The 14345-nt window shown below is 64.2% G+C and carries 15 protein-coding genes; 4 read left to right on the forward strand and 11 right to left on the reverse strand.

The window, feature by feature from the left end:
- Window positions 1-42: 42 nt before the first annotated feature.
- The 6 genes from ACVWW6_RS23450 to ACVWW6_RS23475 form a co-directional block, all read right to left on the reverse strand.
- Window positions 43-537 carry a hypothetical protein gene (locus tag ACVWW6_RS23450; protein WP_028175404.1) on the reverse strand — a complete coding sequence of 165 codons (495 nt, stop codon included), beginning with the start codon at window positions 535-537 and terminating at the stop codon, window positions 43-45.
- 178 nt (window positions 538-715) lie between these two features.
- Entirely contained in the window at window positions 716-1447 is a 732-nt protein-coding gene (locus tag ACVWW6_RS23455) for an aspartate/glutamate racemase family protein (RefSeq protein ID WP_182872027.1), read from the reverse strand.
- Window positions 1448-1451: 4 nt separating this feature from the next.
- Entirely contained in the window at window positions 1452-2330 is an 879-nt protein-coding gene (locus tag ACVWW6_RS23460) for an ABC transporter permease (protein ID WP_011088324.1), read from the reverse strand.
- Between the two features lie 3 nt (window positions 2331-2333).
- Window positions 2334-3293 carry an ABC transporter permease gene (locus ACVWW6_RS23465; protein ID WP_182872026.1) on the reverse strand — a complete coding sequence of 320 codons (960 nt, stop codon included), beginning with the start codon at window positions 3291-3293 and terminating at the stop codon, window positions 2334-2336.
- A gap of 4 nt (window positions 3294-3297) precedes the next feature.
- Window positions 3298-4587 (reverse strand): ABC transporter substrate-binding protein, encoded by a 1290-nt coding sequence (locus ACVWW6_RS23470; RefSeq protein WP_028175401.1) that lies wholly within the window; start codon window positions 4585-4587, stop codon window positions 3298-3300.
- A 42-nt stretch (window positions 4588-4629) separates the two neighbouring features.
- A complete protein-coding gene (locus tag ACVWW6_RS23475) occupies window positions 4630-5616 on the reverse strand; it encodes an ABC transporter ATP-binding protein (protein ID WP_028175400.1) in 987 nt (328 codons plus the stop codon).
- Window positions 5617-5886: 270 nt separating this feature from the next.
- On the opposite strand from ACVWW6_RS23475, the gene ACVWW6_RS23480 reads away from it, so the two are divergent.
- Window positions 5887-6594: a GntR family transcriptional regulator gene (locus tag ACVWW6_RS23480; protein ID WP_161534453.1), complete on the forward strand. Its 708-nt coding sequence runs from the start codon at window positions 5887-5889 to the stop codon at window positions 6592-6594.
- 17 nt (window positions 6595-6611) lie between these two features.
- Here ACVWW6_RS23480 and ACVWW6_RS23485 read toward each other — a convergent pair whose 3' ends face one another.
- Window positions 6612-6821: a hypothetical protein gene (locus tag ACVWW6_RS23485; RefSeq protein WP_028175399.1), complete on the reverse strand. Its 210-nt coding sequence runs from the start codon at window positions 6819-6821 to the stop codon at window positions 6612-6614.
- A gap of 398 nt (window positions 6822-7219) precedes the next feature.
- Between ACVWW6_RS23485 and ACVWW6_RS23490 the strand changes: the two genes are divergently transcribed.
- The gene (locus ACVWW6_RS23490; protein WP_456681447.1) at window positions 7220-8575 is read left to right on the forward strand and encodes an amidohydrolase family protein; all 1356 of its coding nucleotides are present in this window, start codon (window positions 7220-7222) and stop codon (window positions 8573-8575) included.
- A gap of 122 nt (window positions 8576-8697) precedes the next feature.
- Here the strand turns inward: ACVWW6_RS23490 and ACVWW6_RS23495 are convergent, their stop codons facing one another.
- The 3 genes from ACVWW6_RS23495 to ACVWW6_RS23505 all read right to left on the reverse strand — a co-directional run bounded on the left by ACVWW6_RS23495 (window position 8698) and on the right by ACVWW6_RS23505 (window position 11680).
- Window positions 8698-9321, reverse strand: a complete 624-nt coding sequence (locus tag ACVWW6_RS23495) for a transglutaminase-like cysteine peptidase (protein WP_456681448.1) — start codon at window positions 9319-9321, stop codon at window positions 8698-8700.
- A gap of 330 nt (window positions 9322-9651) precedes the next feature.
- On the reverse strand, window positions 9652-10263 hold the full coding sequence (locus ACVWW6_RS23500) for a PilZ domain-containing protein (RefSeq protein WP_028176079.1): 612 nt from the start codon (window positions 10261-10263) through the stop codon (window positions 9652-9654).
- A gap of 175 nt (window positions 10264-10438) precedes the next feature.
- Entirely contained in the window at window positions 10439-11680 is a 1242-nt protein-coding gene (locus ACVWW6_RS23505; protein ID WP_456681449.1) for an MFS transporter, read from the reverse strand.
- Between the two features lie 355 nt (window positions 11681-12035).
- Between ACVWW6_RS23505 and ACVWW6_RS23510 the strand changes: the two genes are divergently transcribed.
- Window positions 12036-13187 (forward strand): zinc-binding dehydrogenase, encoded by a 1152-nt coding sequence (locus ACVWW6_RS23510; protein ID WP_028175838.1) that lies wholly within the window; start codon window positions 12036-12038, stop codon window positions 13185-13187.
- 207 nt (window positions 13188-13394) lie between these two features.
- Complete coding sequence (locus tag ACVWW6_RS23515) at window positions 13395-13907, forward strand: hypothetical protein (protein ID WP_456681450.1); 513 nt, start codon at window positions 13395-13397, stop codon at window positions 13905-13907.
- Window positions 13908-13930: 23 nt separating this feature from the next.
- Here the strand turns inward: ACVWW6_RS23515 and ACVWW6_RS23520 are convergent, their stop codons facing one another.
- Complete coding sequence (locus tag ACVWW6_RS23520) at window positions 13931-14284, reverse strand: cupin domain-containing protein (RefSeq protein WP_456681451.1); 354 nt, start codon at window positions 14282-14284, stop codon at window positions 13931-13933.
- Window positions 14285-14345 lie beyond the last annotated feature (61 nt).

The following is a 14345-nucleotide window of genomic DNA, read 5'->3' on the forward strand; positions in this document are numbered from 1 at the left end:
GTTCACAAGTGGAGAAAATTAAACCCGCAGGCCGTGATCCGCTCAGCCGCGCGAGCGCTTGCGCGCGCTGGCATGGACGCGGTGGCGTGCCGGTTTCCTGCGGGTAACCGACGGCGTTTCGGCCTCGGTGGCCCGGGCGCTGGCAAAGGACTGGCGCAGGCCGTCGATGGACTCGTTCAGGGTCGCCACCTGCTCCGACAGGCGCTTGGTATCGGCCTGTTGAGCTGCGAGCAGCCGCTTCACGGTCTGGAGCTGGTCCTGCACGACCTGGAGCTGGTCGATCGATTCCTGCTGGGTTGCCTCCAGCCCCTTGGTCTTCTCGACCAGCTGCTCGGAGGCCTGGGCGGTGCGGGCCTGGAGCTGCCGTGACGCAACCACCCTGTCGGCCTCCGGCGCAGCGCCGGTATAGGCGCGCCAGATCGCGATCGAAGTCACACCGGCGATCAACAGGAGAAGGGCGGCGGCGGTCAGCGCGATGGGCTGGGCGCCGAGGCGAAGCAGGGGGTTGGACGGTGTGTCCTGTGCGAGATCGATCATCGCTGACAAAACCCAAATTGAAACTTGGTGAGTGGCGAAGACCGGCAGCCCAAGGGCCGCCGGGATGTCCCGAAAACGTAACAGTTCGGCAACAAATGGGACCAAAAAGAGGCTGAGGGCGAAAAACCAGCGATCTTCTGGCCTTGAGACCTCCTAAGGCCCCCGCCGGAAGCAGCGATCAGGGCTGAAACGGCGAAAACGGCCCGGAATAGGTCTTCAATCGTGGCGCAGCGTAGGGCCCGAGCCGGGACGTCTTCAGGCCGAGGCGCACCAGCGCTTCCGCCAACGTCACGGCGGCGGCGACGCCGTCGACCACGGGCAGGCCGTGCGTAGCGGCGAGCTCAGCGGCGAGATCCGCCATGCCGGCGCAGCCGAGCACGACAGCCTCCGCACGGTCGTCGCGGATCGCGGCCGTGATCTCCGCGGAGATCTTTGCGAGCGCATCGGCGTTGCGCTCTTCGAGCGCGAGCACCGGCACCTCGGCGGCGCGGACGCGGGCGCAGCGCCCGGCGAGACCGTACTTCGTCAGATTGTGCTCGATCGGCACGATGGAGACACCGAGCGTCGTCACCACGGCAAAGCGCGCCGCGATCAGGCTCGCCATGTGAAAGCCCGCTTCGCCGATGCCGATCACCGGCGCCTTCGCCACCGCGCGTGCCGCGTCGAGGCCGGTGTCGTCGAAACAGGCGATGATGTGCGCGTCCGCGCCGTCTCGGTCGGCCTCGCGGATGCAGCCGAGCATGCCGGGGACGGCGAAGGCCTCGTCGCAAAAGCCCTCGATCGAGACCGGGCCCATCGTCGGCTGGCGCGCATCGATCTCGGTGCCGGGCAGGGCGACGCTGCGTGCCGCAGCGGCGATCTTCGCCGTCATCGACGCGGTGGTGTTGGGATTGACGACGTGAAGTCGCATCGGATCAGACCAGCCCCTTGCCGGCGTCCGAGCCCTTGGCCGCCTGCCGCTTGTTCAGCACGTGGATGGTGCCGAGCGCAAGCGTGATCACCGTGAACGAGACGGCGGAGATCACGGTGCCGAGCGCGTAGATGTCGGGGTTCGTCACGGTGGTGGTGAGGCCCTGGAGATCGAGCGGCAGAGTGTTCACCGCCCCGATCGCCTGGCTGGAGCGCGCGAGCTCGTCCCAGGACAGCGTGAAGCCGAACAGGCCGATGCCGATCACGGAGGGCAGGATGATCGGCAGCACGACATGACGGAACGCCTGCCACGGCGTCGCACCGAGATCGCGCGCGGCTTCCTCGAGCCTGGGGTCGAAGCGGTTGAAGATCGCGAACATGATGAGAAGCCCGAACGGCAGCGTCCAGGTCAGATGCGCGCCGAGCCCGGAGGTGAGCAGGCCCATCGAGGTCTCGAAATTCTCGTTCCAATGCGCCTTGATCAGATCGTCGATGATGCGGAATTCAAGCGAGATGCCGAGCGAGGTGATGATCGAGGGAACGATGAGGCTCGCGATCGCCGAGTAGAACAGGATGCTTTGCGCCTTGAACCTGCGGCGGAAGGCCATACCGGCTGCGACGGACAGCACGACGGTGACGATCATCACGATGAGACCGAGCAGCAGTGAGCGGCGGAAAGCCGCGCCGAGATCGACGATGCCGGTGCCCTGGAATAATTTCGCGATCCAGAAGGTCGACACCCCGTTCATCGGGAAGGTGAGGCCGCCCTGCGGCCCCTGGAACGACAGCACGTAGATCGCGATCATCGGGCCGTAGAGAAACAGCACATAGGCCGCGAAGAAGATCGCGAGCACGTAGAAAGAGCGCGGGCGTCCTTCCTTCATCGCTCAGAGCTCCTTCTTGATGTCGACGATGCGCGACATCATGGTGATGATCAGGAAGGTGATCGCGAGCAGGATGACGGCGTTGGCCGCTGCCGCGGGGAACTGCAGTGCGTTCACCCGCGTCTCGATGATCTTCCCGGCCGCCGCAATCTGCTGGCCGCCCATCACGCCGATGGTGATGAAATCGCCCATCACGATGGTGATGACGAAGATCGAGCCGATCACGATGCCGGGCTTGGCGAGCGGAATGACGACGTTCACGAGCGTCTGGAAGCCGGTGGCGCCGGCGTCATAGGCGGCCTCGATCAGCGACTTGTCGATGCGCACCATCGAATTGAAGATCGGAACCACCATGAAGAAGGTGAAGAGGTGCACCAGTGCCAGCACGACCGAGAACTCGGAGAACAACAGCCATTCCAGCGGCTGGTTGATGAGACCTGTCTTGACGAGGCCGGAATTGACGAGGCCGTTGCGGCCGAGCAGCGGAATCCACGCGATCATGCGGATCACGTTGGAGGTCCAGAACGGGATCGTGCAGAGCAGCGACAATCCCATCTGCCAGGTCTTGGACTTGACGTGGAAGGCGAGGAAGTAGGCGACCCAGAAGCCGATGAACAGCGTGATGGCCCAGACCAGGAAGCACAGCTTCAGCGTCATCAGATAGGTCTTGCCGATCGTGCAGAGATCGGGGAGCTGCGCGATGCAGCCTTCGAACGTGTCGGTGTAGCCGCGGCCCGAGAAGGCCGGCAGCAGCTGGTATTCGTTGTAGTCCCAGAACGAGACGATGACGACGAATACCAGCGGGATCAGGAAGAAGGCGAGGAACACCAGCATCATCGGCCCGGCCTGGAGCCAGGAGATGAAGGACGGCGACAGGCGCGTCGGCTTTGCGGCGCGCGCTGTGCCCGACCCCGGGATCAATCCCGGGGACGCCTGTTGCAGGATGTCCTCTGACGTGTCCATCAAATTACGCCGCGATGAACTCGTTCCACTTGCGGACCATGTAGTCGTTCTCGTCCATCACCGCGTTCCAGCAGGCGACGCCGCCCATGCGGTCCTCGTAGGAGCCGCCGTCGCGCACCGCGCCGGCTTTCTCCAGCAGCGAGCCGTCGGGCGCCTTGATGTCCTTCTCGGCCGGCTTGCCTTCCATCCAGTAGGCCCACTCGTAGGGCTCCATATGCGCCTTCGCGGTGGAGAGCACGGCGGAGTAGTAGCCCTGGCGGTTGAGATAGGCGCCGGCATAGCCGGACAGGAACCAGTTCACGAACTCGTAGGCCCATTCGAGCTTGGCGCCCGACACGCCCTTGGAGACGCAGAAGCCCGACGCCCAGGAGCGATAGCCCTCCTTGAGCGGCTGGAAGGTGCAGGGGATGCCCATCGAGCGCACCTTCGTGACTGCCGGCGACCACATTGACTGGATCACGGTTTCACCCGAGGCCATCAAATTGACGCTCTCGTTGAAGTCCTTCCAGAAGGCGCGGAACTGACCGGCCTTCTTGGCCTCGGTCATCACCTTCATGGTGAGATCGATCTCTTCCTTGGTCATGTTGCCCTTGTCGGCATATTTGTATTTGCCGGTGGCTTCGACGACCATCGCGGCGTCCATGATGCCGATCGAGGGGATGTTGAGGATCGACGCCTTGCCCTTGAATTCGGGATTGAGCAGCTCGGACCAGGAGCTGATCGGCCGCTTGATCAGGTCGGGACGGATGCCGAGCGTGTCGGCGTTGTAGACGGTGGGGATCAGCGTGACGAACTCGGTCGCCGAGGTGGCGAACTTCTTGGAGTCCTTGCCTTCGAGATAGAGCACCTTCCAGGGCGCGGTGCCCTGGTTGCCGATCTTCTTGCCGCCGGGCGTCTGGCCCTTGGTGAAGACCGGCGTGATGTTGTCGAACTCCTTGATCTTCCTGGCGTCGAGGGCAAGGATGTTGCCGGACGGCACCAGCTTCTTCAGCGAGAAATATTCGGTGTCCAGCACGTCGAAGGAGTTCGGCTGGGTCATCACGCGCTTGGTGACGTCGTCGGTGGTCGCGGTGATGTATTCGATCTTGATGCCGGTGTCTTTCAGGCACTGCTTGGAGATGTCGTCACCCTCGTTCACGGCGGTGCCGAGATAGCGCAGCACTTTCGCATCGGCCGACTTCACATAGGGAAAGCCGGTGATGGCGCCGGAGCCGGCGGCAAGGCCGGCGAGACCCGCGGTGCCTTTGAGCAGCGTGCGGCGGCTGACGCCCTTTGTCCTGGTGGTCTCGGTCATATCAGTCACTCCTCTGTTGCGCATTCCAGTGATCGATCGGCGCTATTGCAGGCGCTGCGCCTTGGCGGGATCCCAGGTGGCCAGCACGCGATCGCCCGGTCGGAACGGGTGAACGTCGAAGGCAGCCTCGGGGAGGTGGGAGAACAGGGCGGTGCCGTCGTCGAGCGTGAGCGAGACGGCGATGTAGGAGCCCTGGTACTCGGTCTGGGTCAGCAGCGCCGGCGCGCCGTACGCACCGTCGGCGAACGGCACGATGCCGAGCTGATCGGCGCGCACGGCGATGAGTTTGCCGGCGTCGCTGAGGACGTTGTGGCCGCCGATGAAGCGCGCCACGAATTCGGTGCGGGGATGGTGGAAGATGTCGCGGGCGGTGCCCTGCTGCTCGATCTTGCCGTGGTTCATCACCACGATGTGGTCGGCGAGCGCCATCGCCTCTTCCTGGCCGTGGGTGACCTGAATGAAGCTGATGCCGAGCTCGCGCTGCAGCCGCTTCAGCTCGCCGCGCATCTTCACCCGCAGGAACGGATCGAGCGCGGAGAGCGGCTCGTCGAGCAACAGGATCTGCGGCTCGGTGATCAGTGCGCGGGCGAGCGCGACACGCTGCTGCTGGCCGCCGGAGAGTTGCGCCGGCAGCCGGGCCGCATAGGGGGTCATGGCCACCAGCTCGAGCAGTTCGCCGGCACGCTTGTGCCGCGTCGCCCGGTCGATCCCGCGCATTTTCAGGGCGAATGCCACGTTGTCGAGCACGGTCAGATGCGGAAACAGCGCGTAGGACTGGAACATCATCGCGGTGCCGCGCTTGGCGGGCTCGAGATCGGTGACGTTCTGCGCACCAAGGATGATGTCGCCCTCGCTGACTGCCTCATGGCCCGCGATCATGCGCAGGGTCGAGGTCTTGCCGCAGCCGGAGGGGCCGAGCAGGCAGCAATAGGTGCCGGCCGGGATCTTGAGGTTGACGTCGTCGACCGCCAGCGTCGTGTCGTAGCGCTTGGTGACGGCGACCAGTTCGAGAGCGGCAGGAGTGGCCATGGCGTGTCCGCTGGGAGGGCGATGCTCCGGCTTTCTCCGCAAGGTCCGTGCCAACCGCCCGGAGACTGCCGAATTCCAAAACTGTGCAGTGGAGTCAGGTCGTTAGATCGAATCCGGCGCAGCGGCGCGGCTCGCCGGGTAGGCAGTAATATGCACACAAAATGTGCTCGGATTGTATAAAGTTTCGCCTGTGATTGGATACAGCTGGTCGACTACCATGCGGGGCCGAACGTCGCCGATCGAGCCCTCAAACCCAAGCCCCTCGAACCGATGGCCGCCAAGACCCGCCAGAAATCCGATGCGCCAGACGCGAGCGATCGCGTCAGCCGGATCAGGGAGGGCGTGACCGCGGCGATCCTCGAGCATCGTCTGCTGCCGGGCACGAAGCTCGGCGAGGACGAGATCGGCGAGATCTACGGCGCGAGCCGCACGCTGGTCCGCACCGCGCTCCAGCAGCTCGCGCATGAGGGCATCGTCAACATCGAGAAGAACCGCGGCGCCTTCGTCGCGCGCCCGACGCCCGCCGACGCGCGCGAAGTGTTCGAGGCGCGCCGCCTGATCGAGCCCACTATCGTCGACCACGCGTGTGAGGCGGCGTCGCCGGCCTGGCTCGAGCGCCTCGGCCGACATCTCGCTGAAGAGCGCGAGGCGGAGTTGCGCGGTGACGCGCGCGCCTCGGTCCGCCTCTCCGGCGAATTTCACAAGCTCGTCGCCGAGATGAGTGGCCACAGCATCTATCTCGGCTTCCTCAAGGAGCTGATCGCGCGCTCCTCGCTGATCATCCTGCTCTATCGCCGCCACGACACGCCGGCCTGCGGCACCGATCACCACGCCGGGATCGTCGCGGCGATCCGCAAGCGCGACAAGCAGGCCGCCCGCGCGCAGATGCTGTCGCATCTGAACGAGATCGAAGCCGAGCTGTTCCTGAAGGATCCCGCCGCCGACGAGACGCGGCTCGCGGATGTGCTGGGCACCTAAGCGAGCCGCACGGTCTTCTATGGCAGAGAAGATCCTTCGTTTCGCCTGACGATCTTCAGCACGAGCAAACCAGCGCCAAGCACCAGGAAGAGGACGCCGACGAAAGTCGTGCCGCTGGATTCAAAGGTCACGCCGACCGCGGTCAGCAGGCATCCGATGATGATTGCGAAGAGTCCGCCGAGCTTCTTGACCAGCAGGACGTGTCCGTCACTCGTTTGTGTCACCATGTTACGCCTCGTCATTTGAGATGCTGCAAAATCCCCTCTGCCAAAAATCCCCCTGCCAAGTGCCCGCAGTCGCGTAGATCGCGCAGGATCGTACTCCTGAGCGAAGACGTTGCAATCTGTCGTTGATCACGCGCCTGGTCGGATATTCGCGTTTTGATTTGAGTTCGACGCATGTGCGGCAGTCGCGCTTACCCATTGTCTGTAGAGCTTGACGTCGGGCAGGTCGCTCATCGCGTCGTATGGCTGATTTGCATAATCTCCTGTGGTTGCAAATTGACTCGATGCGGTTTGCGGGCATCAATCCGCAGATAACATCGCACACCGCGCGGCTGGCTGATTTTCGCTCCGGCAACTTGCGGCCAGAACTGCGCAGCGGCGTATCTGCGTGGAGATTGGATATGCGGAATTTGACCACGCCGGCCGGACTCTTCAGAGTCGCCGCACTGCTCATGTCGGTTGGAACGAGCCTCTGTCTCTCGTCGCAAACGCGGGCCCAACAGGACTCCGCCGTTCTGTTCCGCAACGTCCGGATATTCGACGGAAAGAGCGGTGCGCTCTCCGCCGCGTCCAATGTTCTCGTCAGGAACACGAAGATCGAGAAGATATCGACCGCGAACATCACGGCCGACGCCCAGGCAATCGACGGCGGCGGCCGGGTGCTGATGCCGGGGCTGATCGACGCGCATTGGCACGCGATGCTGGTCCGTCCGACGCCGGCCGCGGCCCTCGGCGACGTCGGCTACAACAATCTGCTCGCCGCGAGCGAGGCGACCGCGACGCTGATGCGCGGCTTCACCACGGTGCGTGACATGGGTGGGCCCAGTTTCGGCCTCAAGCGGGCGATCGACGAGGACCTCGTCGCCGGTCCGCGCATCTATCCCTCCGGTGCCATCATCACCATCACCAGCGGCCATGGCGACTTCCGGCAGCTCTCCGATCTGCCGCGAACCATCGGCGGCATGCTCAGCCGCATGGAGCAGGTCGGCGGCAGCATGGTCGCCGACAGTCCCGACGAGGTGCGTGTTCGCGCGCGCGAGCAGCTCATGCAGGGCGCCTCGCAGGTCAAGCTCACGGCGGGCGGCGGCGTCGCGTCGCCCTTCAGTCCGCTCGACGTCTCCACCTTCACCGAGCCAGAGCTGCGCGCGGCGGTCGAAGCCGCCGACAATTGGGGCACCTATGTCGCCACGCACGCCTATACGCCGGTCGCGATCCAGCGCTCGATCGCAGCCGGCGTGAGATGCATCGAGCACGGTCATCTCATGGACGAGGCGAGCGCGAAGCTGATCGCGGAGAAGGGCATCTGGCTCAGCACCCAGCCGTTCCTGGATATGTCCATGGCTGCCGCGCTCGGACCTGCGGAGCAGGACAAGATGCGGCAGGTGGTCACCGGCACCGACCGCGTCTATGCGCTGGCGAAAAAGTACGGCATCAAGACCGCGTTCGGCACCGACGTCCTGTTCTCGAAGGCATTGGCGGACAGACAGGGCTCGATGCTGGCCGCACTGACGCGCTGGTACACGCCGGCCGAAGCGCTGGCCATGGCGACGTCGGCCAATGCCGAATTGCTGAGCCTGTCGGGTCCGCGAAATCCCTATCCCGGCAAGCTCGGCGTGGTCGAGGAGGGCGCGCTCGCCGATCTCCTGCTGGTCGACGGCAATCCGCTCGACAACATCACCCTCGTTGAAGATCCCGCGAAGAATTTCGTCGTGATCATGAAGGGCGGCAAGGTCTACAAGAATATCGTTCCGCGCTGAAAACCCTGTTTCCCAAAAAGTTGCGGCCAGCCATTGGGGGATGGCTGGCCGCGCGCGAACCGGTCTGGGACGGGGAGGGGTGGGGATGTGACCGGGTCGCGTAACTCGCTTGTTCCTGACTGCTAGTCCCTGGCGCTGGCGGTGGAGACCGCCGGCCGGGTATCGCCGAGCGAGACCCAGATATTGGGATCGCTCTGCGACTGGCGCTTGACGAAGCGGTAGCCGGTCTCCGTCCAGGCAACGACGTTCTCGTTCTGATTGTCGAGAACGAACTCGCCCTTGTCGGTCTTCACCGTCAGCACCGCGTGCCCTTCGCCCTTCTTGTCGCGCACGACGGTGATGAGCAGCGCCTCGCGAGGCCAGCCGGCATCCATCAGCATCTTGCGCTTCAACAGCACGTAGTCTTCACAGTCGCCGTAACCGTCCGATGGCAGCGACCACTTCTCGATCACGCCCCAGTGCTCCTGGTCGGTCAAAGGCTTGACGGTCTCGTTGACCCAGCGATTGACCTTGACGAGGTCGCGCCATGCGGTCTGCGACATCACGATGTCGCGCGGCTGCGTCGGCCCGCCCTGGCACTGAGCGGCATTGTCCGCACAGAACTCGACCCAGCCGATCGGCGCACGCGTGGTGTCGCCGAGGCTCGCGTAGAGCAGACGGTTCTCACCGGCCTGCACCGTCGCGCTGATTCCGAAGAGCATGGCGGCGATCGCCAGCCTCTTCCCCTGTCCCCTGAAATCAAACATTGCGGCCCCCGTTTCTTGTTGGGACCACATTTCGCACGGAGCTTTTGCGTTGCCGCTAAGTCAGCCAAGTCAAGTCGAGACGAATGCAAGTAAAATGAGCAGCGAATTCGATCTATACTTGAATCGAATTCGAATAAAATTTGAAATGACTGCAATTGATTCAAGTTTTATCGATTAACGCGGAAACGCTGGCGGAACGGCCGTTCCGAGGCGCAAAGGGGTCCCGCGTTAACCCGCGCAGACCCGTCCCCGCGCACGAAAAAGGCGGCGTCCGCATCGCGGAGGCCGCCTTTGAGGCTGGAAAATCAGTGGTTTTGGCGCGCTTTCGCTTTACCGCGCGGTAACGCTCTCTTCGAGTGTCTCGATCGGCTGCTCGTGCATGAACTCCAGCGCGAAGCCGTCTTCGAGGTTCCGGACCACGCGGCCCTGGACCCGGCCGAGCAGCACGATCGATTTCAGTGGCGGGCGGTTCTCGGCGGCGATGGCCGCGCCCGACAGCGACAGGTCGATAATGCGGCAGGTCATCTTGGTGCCGTCCTCGAGCGTCAGCACCGCGATCGGGTTGCGCGGCACGATACGATCGTGGCGGCGATCCTCCGGCAGGTTGAGGATGTCGCGGTTGGCGAGCCAGGTGAGCTGGGCGGCGAGCTTGTCGCGCTTCCTGGGCGTCGCCCCGATCGTCATGGCGAAGCCATTGTCGATGATACGGGTGATCTTGCCCTCGACGCGGCCGATATGGTCGAGATAGGCGACCACGCGGTCGCCGACATTGCCGATGCCGGGGGCGAGCAAAGCGAGGCCGCCCGGCGACATGTTGATCACCTGGCAAGGGAATTCCCGGCGGTCCGGCAGCATGTAGCGGCCGAGCAGGTGCACCTTGACCCGCTGGAAACGCCGACGTTCCTCGGCGGCCGGAAGAAATTTTTTGTTCGCCAACGCCATTTTCACAACCCGACCCCCCGCCTGGCGGAGTCCGGGACGACCCTAAGGTGCATAGGGTTAATGCCGCGTTAGGATCGGGTGCAGCGATGTTGGACGCACGCAATACGCGCGAAAAGCCACATCGGCGGCCGCCAGGCCGGCCACCGTCAGCGCGACCGGGGTCGAGGGCGACCGGTCAGGCCTGTCTTGTCCCCCGCCGATACAGCCACAGCAGCAGCGCCAGCAGTACCGCGGCCGAGAGGCCGAGCGACCAGTGAATGCCGATCGCCGCGCCGAACAGCCCGACGGTGATGCCGCTGAAGGCCCGCATCCCGAGCCCGGCCATATTATAAAGGCCGACGACGCGGCCGCGTATGTCGGACGGCGCGTTCAGCTGCACCAGCGCCTGCGCCATGGTGTTGAAGGACAGTTCGAAGAACCCCGCAAAGAACAGCAGCACGATCGCGACGGGATAGATCCGCACCGCGGCGAAGCCGAACAGCGCGGCGCTCCACAGCATCGCCAGCAGGATCGCGGTGCGCGGCGTGCCCTTCAGCCGCCCCCACGATTCCAGCGCGATGCCGGCGAGCAGCGCGCCGGCGGCGTCGGCCGCGAGCAGCACGCTGTAGGACACGCCGGGATCGCCATGGCCGAGATCGCCGGCAAAGCCCGGCATCTGGGCGTGATAGGCGTTGCCGATCATGAAGGAGGTGAGGCCGGCGAGCCACGTCATCGCCGTCAATACCGGCTGGGTGCCGATGGCGCGCATCGTCAGCACGATGTCGGCGAAACCGCGCACGGCGAAGCGCCGTACCGCGACGCTCTTGTCGCGGACCGGCGCCCAGAACAGCCAGATCAGCATCGGCAGGTAGAACAGCGTGTTGAAGATGATGCCGTGCGAGGTGCCGAGCGTCAGCATGATGACGCCGCCCACCGCCGGGCCCACCAAAATGCCGAGATAGCGCGCCATCGCGTTCAGCCGCACCGCGCTCGGCAGATCGGCGGGGCCGACGAGGTCGTAGAGCAGCAGCTGGTTCGGCGTCTGCCACAACACGCCGGCGCAGCCGTGGATCACCAGCAGCAGCATCGCGTGCCACATCTGGATGCTGTCGGTGATGAAGAAGAAGCCCCAGCCGCTCGATGCCACGATGAACAGCAGCATGCCGCACTGGATGATGCGGCGCGGATCGAACCGGTCGGCGAGCCCGCCGACGGCGACGGAGAACAACAGGAACGGCAGCCAGTGCGACAGCACGGCAAAGCCTCCCAGCGTCGGCGAATGGAATTTCTGGAACACCACCCAGTAGCTGATCACGTGCTCGATATTGTCGGCCATCATCGCCAGCACGTAGGCGATGAACTGGAGACGATAAGGCACGGACTTCATCGCCGCGAACGAGCCGGACGCGACCAGGGGATTTTGGGGAAGGGGGTTCAAGGGGCACCTGGGTGGGACTTGAGTCGTCCCTACACGGTCGGCGCCGACCGCTCAAGACACTTGGGTGTGCTTGAAGATCAGCCATGCACCGCTGCCACAAGCACCACCGTCATCCTTCGAGGCTTCTCCTTGCGACGCAGACGCGTCGCAAGGCTCGCACCTCATGACGGTTGAGCTTGTGGCAGGCAGGCGCCGTAGCCCGGATGGAGCGCGGCGAAATCCGGGACCGCTGCTCCCGCGTGTCCTTTGCTCATGCGGGCTGCGAGACTCGCGCTTGGCACGACTGCGCATCTCACATACGCTTCGCCTCAGCCCGCGCCAATCAATCATAACAGACGGGCATCGAGGACACACCATGGAGCACATCCGCGTCTGCACTCACGCAGGACCGGGCTCGGAGCCTGTGATCCGCACCGTGCCGTGGCCGAAGGTCGGCCGCAAGGCTGCGCTGATCAAGATCGGCGCCTGCGGGGTCTGCGGCACCGACCTGCACATCCTCAAGGGACACTGGCCGAAGCCGCTGCCCTGGCCGTTCACGCTGGGACATGAGCTCGGCGGAATCATCGTCGAATGCGGCGACGAGTTCACCGAGGACTTCATGAGCAAGCCGCTGACCGTCGGCTCGAAAGTGATGATCCCGCCGCTGATGCCGTGCGGCCGCTGCTATTACTGCATCCATTATCCGCAGACCGCCAACAAGTGCCTGACGCCGGTCTATTACGGCCGCTATCTCGGCTTCGACAAGGCGCCGCACATGTGGGGCGGCTGGGCCGAATATGTCTATGTCGATCTCGACATGCTGCCGGGCACCAAGATCTACAAGCTGCCCGACGACATGTCGTTGCGGCTGGGCGCGCTGTCGGAGCCGCTGACTTCCTGCATCCGCGCCTTCAACCGCGCCAGCCGTGCCGGCGGTTTTTCCTGGGGCGACACTGTGGTGATCCAGGGCTCCGGCCCGATCGGCATTCTCGCGGTCGCGGCCGCGAAGGAGATGGGGGCAGGGCGCGTGATCTGCGTCGGCGCGCCGGAGGAGCCGCGGCTCAAGCTCGCGCGTGAGTTCGGCGCGGAGGCGACGGTGAATATCGACGAGCTGAAGTCACCGCAAGAGCGCATCGCGCACGTGCGCGAGATCGTCGGCGGCTTCGGCGCCGATCTGGTGATGGACTGCTCGGGCCATCCGACCGCCGGCCCCGAAGGCATCGAGATGCTGCGCGACGGCGGCACCTATGTCGAGATGGGCCAGTTCACCGATGCCGGCTCGATCGAGACCTCATGGCATCGCATCTGCACCAAGGACCTCAACGTGCTCGGCTCCTGGGGCTTTACCGGCAACGACCTGCCGCTCGGCGTGGACATGCTCTACCGCACGGCGGGCAAATACCCCTGGCTGAAGATGCAGACGATTTACCCGTTCACGGAAGAGGGCGTCGCGCAGGCGGTGAGGGATGCGATGGCGATGAAGACGGTGAAGTCGACGATCGTGCCGTGGCCGGAACTGGTGGAGTGAAGATCTGTAGCTCGGATGAGCGAAGCGATATCCCGGGCCCTGGCGGGGATTTCCTGCTTCCGCGACCCAGACGGCAATCTATTGGAGGCTACGCGGAGATCTGAGCAGGAGCGATGCCCCAAAAGTTCCATCCGATATCCCCGAACTATCCACGCAGAGGTGAAACTTAGGCCCAAGTTCCGACTTTCACTTCGCGGGAGAGGTGCCGTGAAGCAAATCCTGAAGCCTGTCACTTACATCCTGGCTGCGATCTACTTCCTGGTGGATGCGGTCTTCATGGCCGTGGCGAGGCCGATTGGGCGCTGGATCGGGCGGCATTTCGAATTCAGGCGATTGCGCGCCTGGATCAAATCGCTGCCGCCTTATCCGTCGCTCGCGTTGTTCTCCGTGCCCGTCGTTCTTCTGGAGCCGGTCAAGCCGGTTGCTGCGTACCTCGCCGCAACCGGTCAGGTCCTGAGCGGTGCCGTGACTTTCATTGTCGGCGAATTGCTCAAGCTGGTGCTGGTCGAGCGCCTGTTTCATCTCACGCGCGACAAGCTGATGCGAATTCCCGCTTTTGCCTGGACGTACGGAAAATACGCCGCGGCGAAGGCGTGGCTGCAGGCGACCGAAGCCTGGCGCGCCATCCGAGCCCTGTCCCGCGCGGCCAAGAACACTGTTGTGCGCGCAAGAGCCAAGCTGGTCGGCAGCTTCAGCAAACTGGCGACCTCCAGGGATTAGGGCCGCGCCAGGCGCGTTGCCCGCTATGCGAGCTTGCGCGCGGCGGCGGTTGCCTTGTCGCCCGTGTTCGGCGTGCCGGTCGGCTCGATCAGCATCAGGTGAACCTCCTCGCGCGCCACCGGGCGATGCTCGACACCTTTGGGCACGACGTAGAGCTCGCCCGGACCGAGCGTCACCGTGCGATCCCGCAATTCGATGTCCAGATTGCCCTTCAAGACGAGAAAGAAATCGTCGGTGTCCTCGTGCTTGTGCCAGGTGAATTCGCCCTTCACCTTCGCCACCATCACGTCGCAATCGTTGAAGGTCGTGATCGTGCGCGGCGACCAATAATCCCCAAAGGTCGCGAGCTTGTCGGCAAGCGATATGCTGTCGGTCATGTTTCACCCGTTGCTCTCTCGTGAGGCACGATTTGGGATCAAGTGGCGGGCGCGACAAGAC

It is taken from the genome of Bradyrhizobium sp. USDA 3311 (assembly GCF_054062495.1).

What these genes read in the sequence shown, in the direction of transcription:
- ACVWW6_RS23450 (WP_028175404.1), bottom strand. Translation starts at nt 537, where the DNA reads ATGATCGATCTCGCACAGGACACACCGTCCAACCCCCTGCTTCGCCTC.
- ACVWW6_RS23455 (WP_182872027.1), bottom strand. Translation starts at nt 1,447, where the DNA reads ATGCGACTTCACGTCGTCAATCCCAACACCACCGCGTCGATGACGGCG.
- ACVWW6_RS23460 (WP_011088324.1), bottom strand. Translation starts at nt 2,330, where the DNA reads ATGAAGGAAGGACGCCCGCGCTCTTTCTACGTGCTCGCGATCTTCTTC.
- ACVWW6_RS23465 (WP_182872026.1), bottom strand. Translation starts at nt 3,293, where the DNA reads ATGGACACGTCAGAGGACATCCTGCAACAGGCGTCCCCGGGATTGATC.
- ACVWW6_RS23470 (WP_028175401.1), bottom strand. Translation starts at nt 4,587, where the DNA reads ATGACCGAGACCACCAGGACAAAGGGCGTCAGCCGCCGCACGCTGCTC.
- ACVWW6_RS23475 (WP_028175400.1), bottom strand. Translation starts at nt 5,616, where the DNA reads ATGGCCACTCCTGCCGCTCTCGAACTGGTCGCCGTCACCAAGCGCTAC.
- ACVWW6_RS23480 (WP_161534453.1), top strand. Translation starts at nt 5,887, where the DNA reads ATGGCCGCCAAGACCCGCCAGAAATCCGATGCGCCAGACGCGAGCGAT.
- ACVWW6_RS23485 (WP_028175399.1), bottom strand. Translation starts at nt 6,821, where the DNA reads ATGGTGACACAAACGAGTGACGGACACGTCCTGCTGGTCAAGAAGCTC.
- ACVWW6_RS23490 (WP_456681447.1), top strand. Translation starts at nt 7,220, where the DNA reads ATGCGGAATTTGACCACGCCGGCCGGACTCTTCAGAGTCGCCGCACTG.
- ACVWW6_RS23495 (WP_456681448.1), bottom strand. Translation starts at nt 9,321, where the DNA reads ATGTTTGATTTCAGGGGACAGGGGAAGAGGCTGGCGATCGCCGCCATG.
- ACVWW6_RS23500 (WP_028176079.1), bottom strand. Translation starts at nt 10,263, where the DNA reads ATGGCGTTGGCGAACAAAAAATTTCTTCCGGCCGCCGAGGAACGTCGG.
- ACVWW6_RS23510 (WP_028175838.1), top strand. Translation starts at nt 12,036, where the DNA reads ATGGAGCACATCCGCGTCTGCACTCACGCAGGACCGGGCTCGGAGCCT.
- ACVWW6_RS23520 (WP_456681451.1), bottom strand. Translation starts at nt 14,284, where the DNA reads ATGACCGACAGCATATCGCTTGCCGACAAGCTCGCGACCTTTGGGGAT.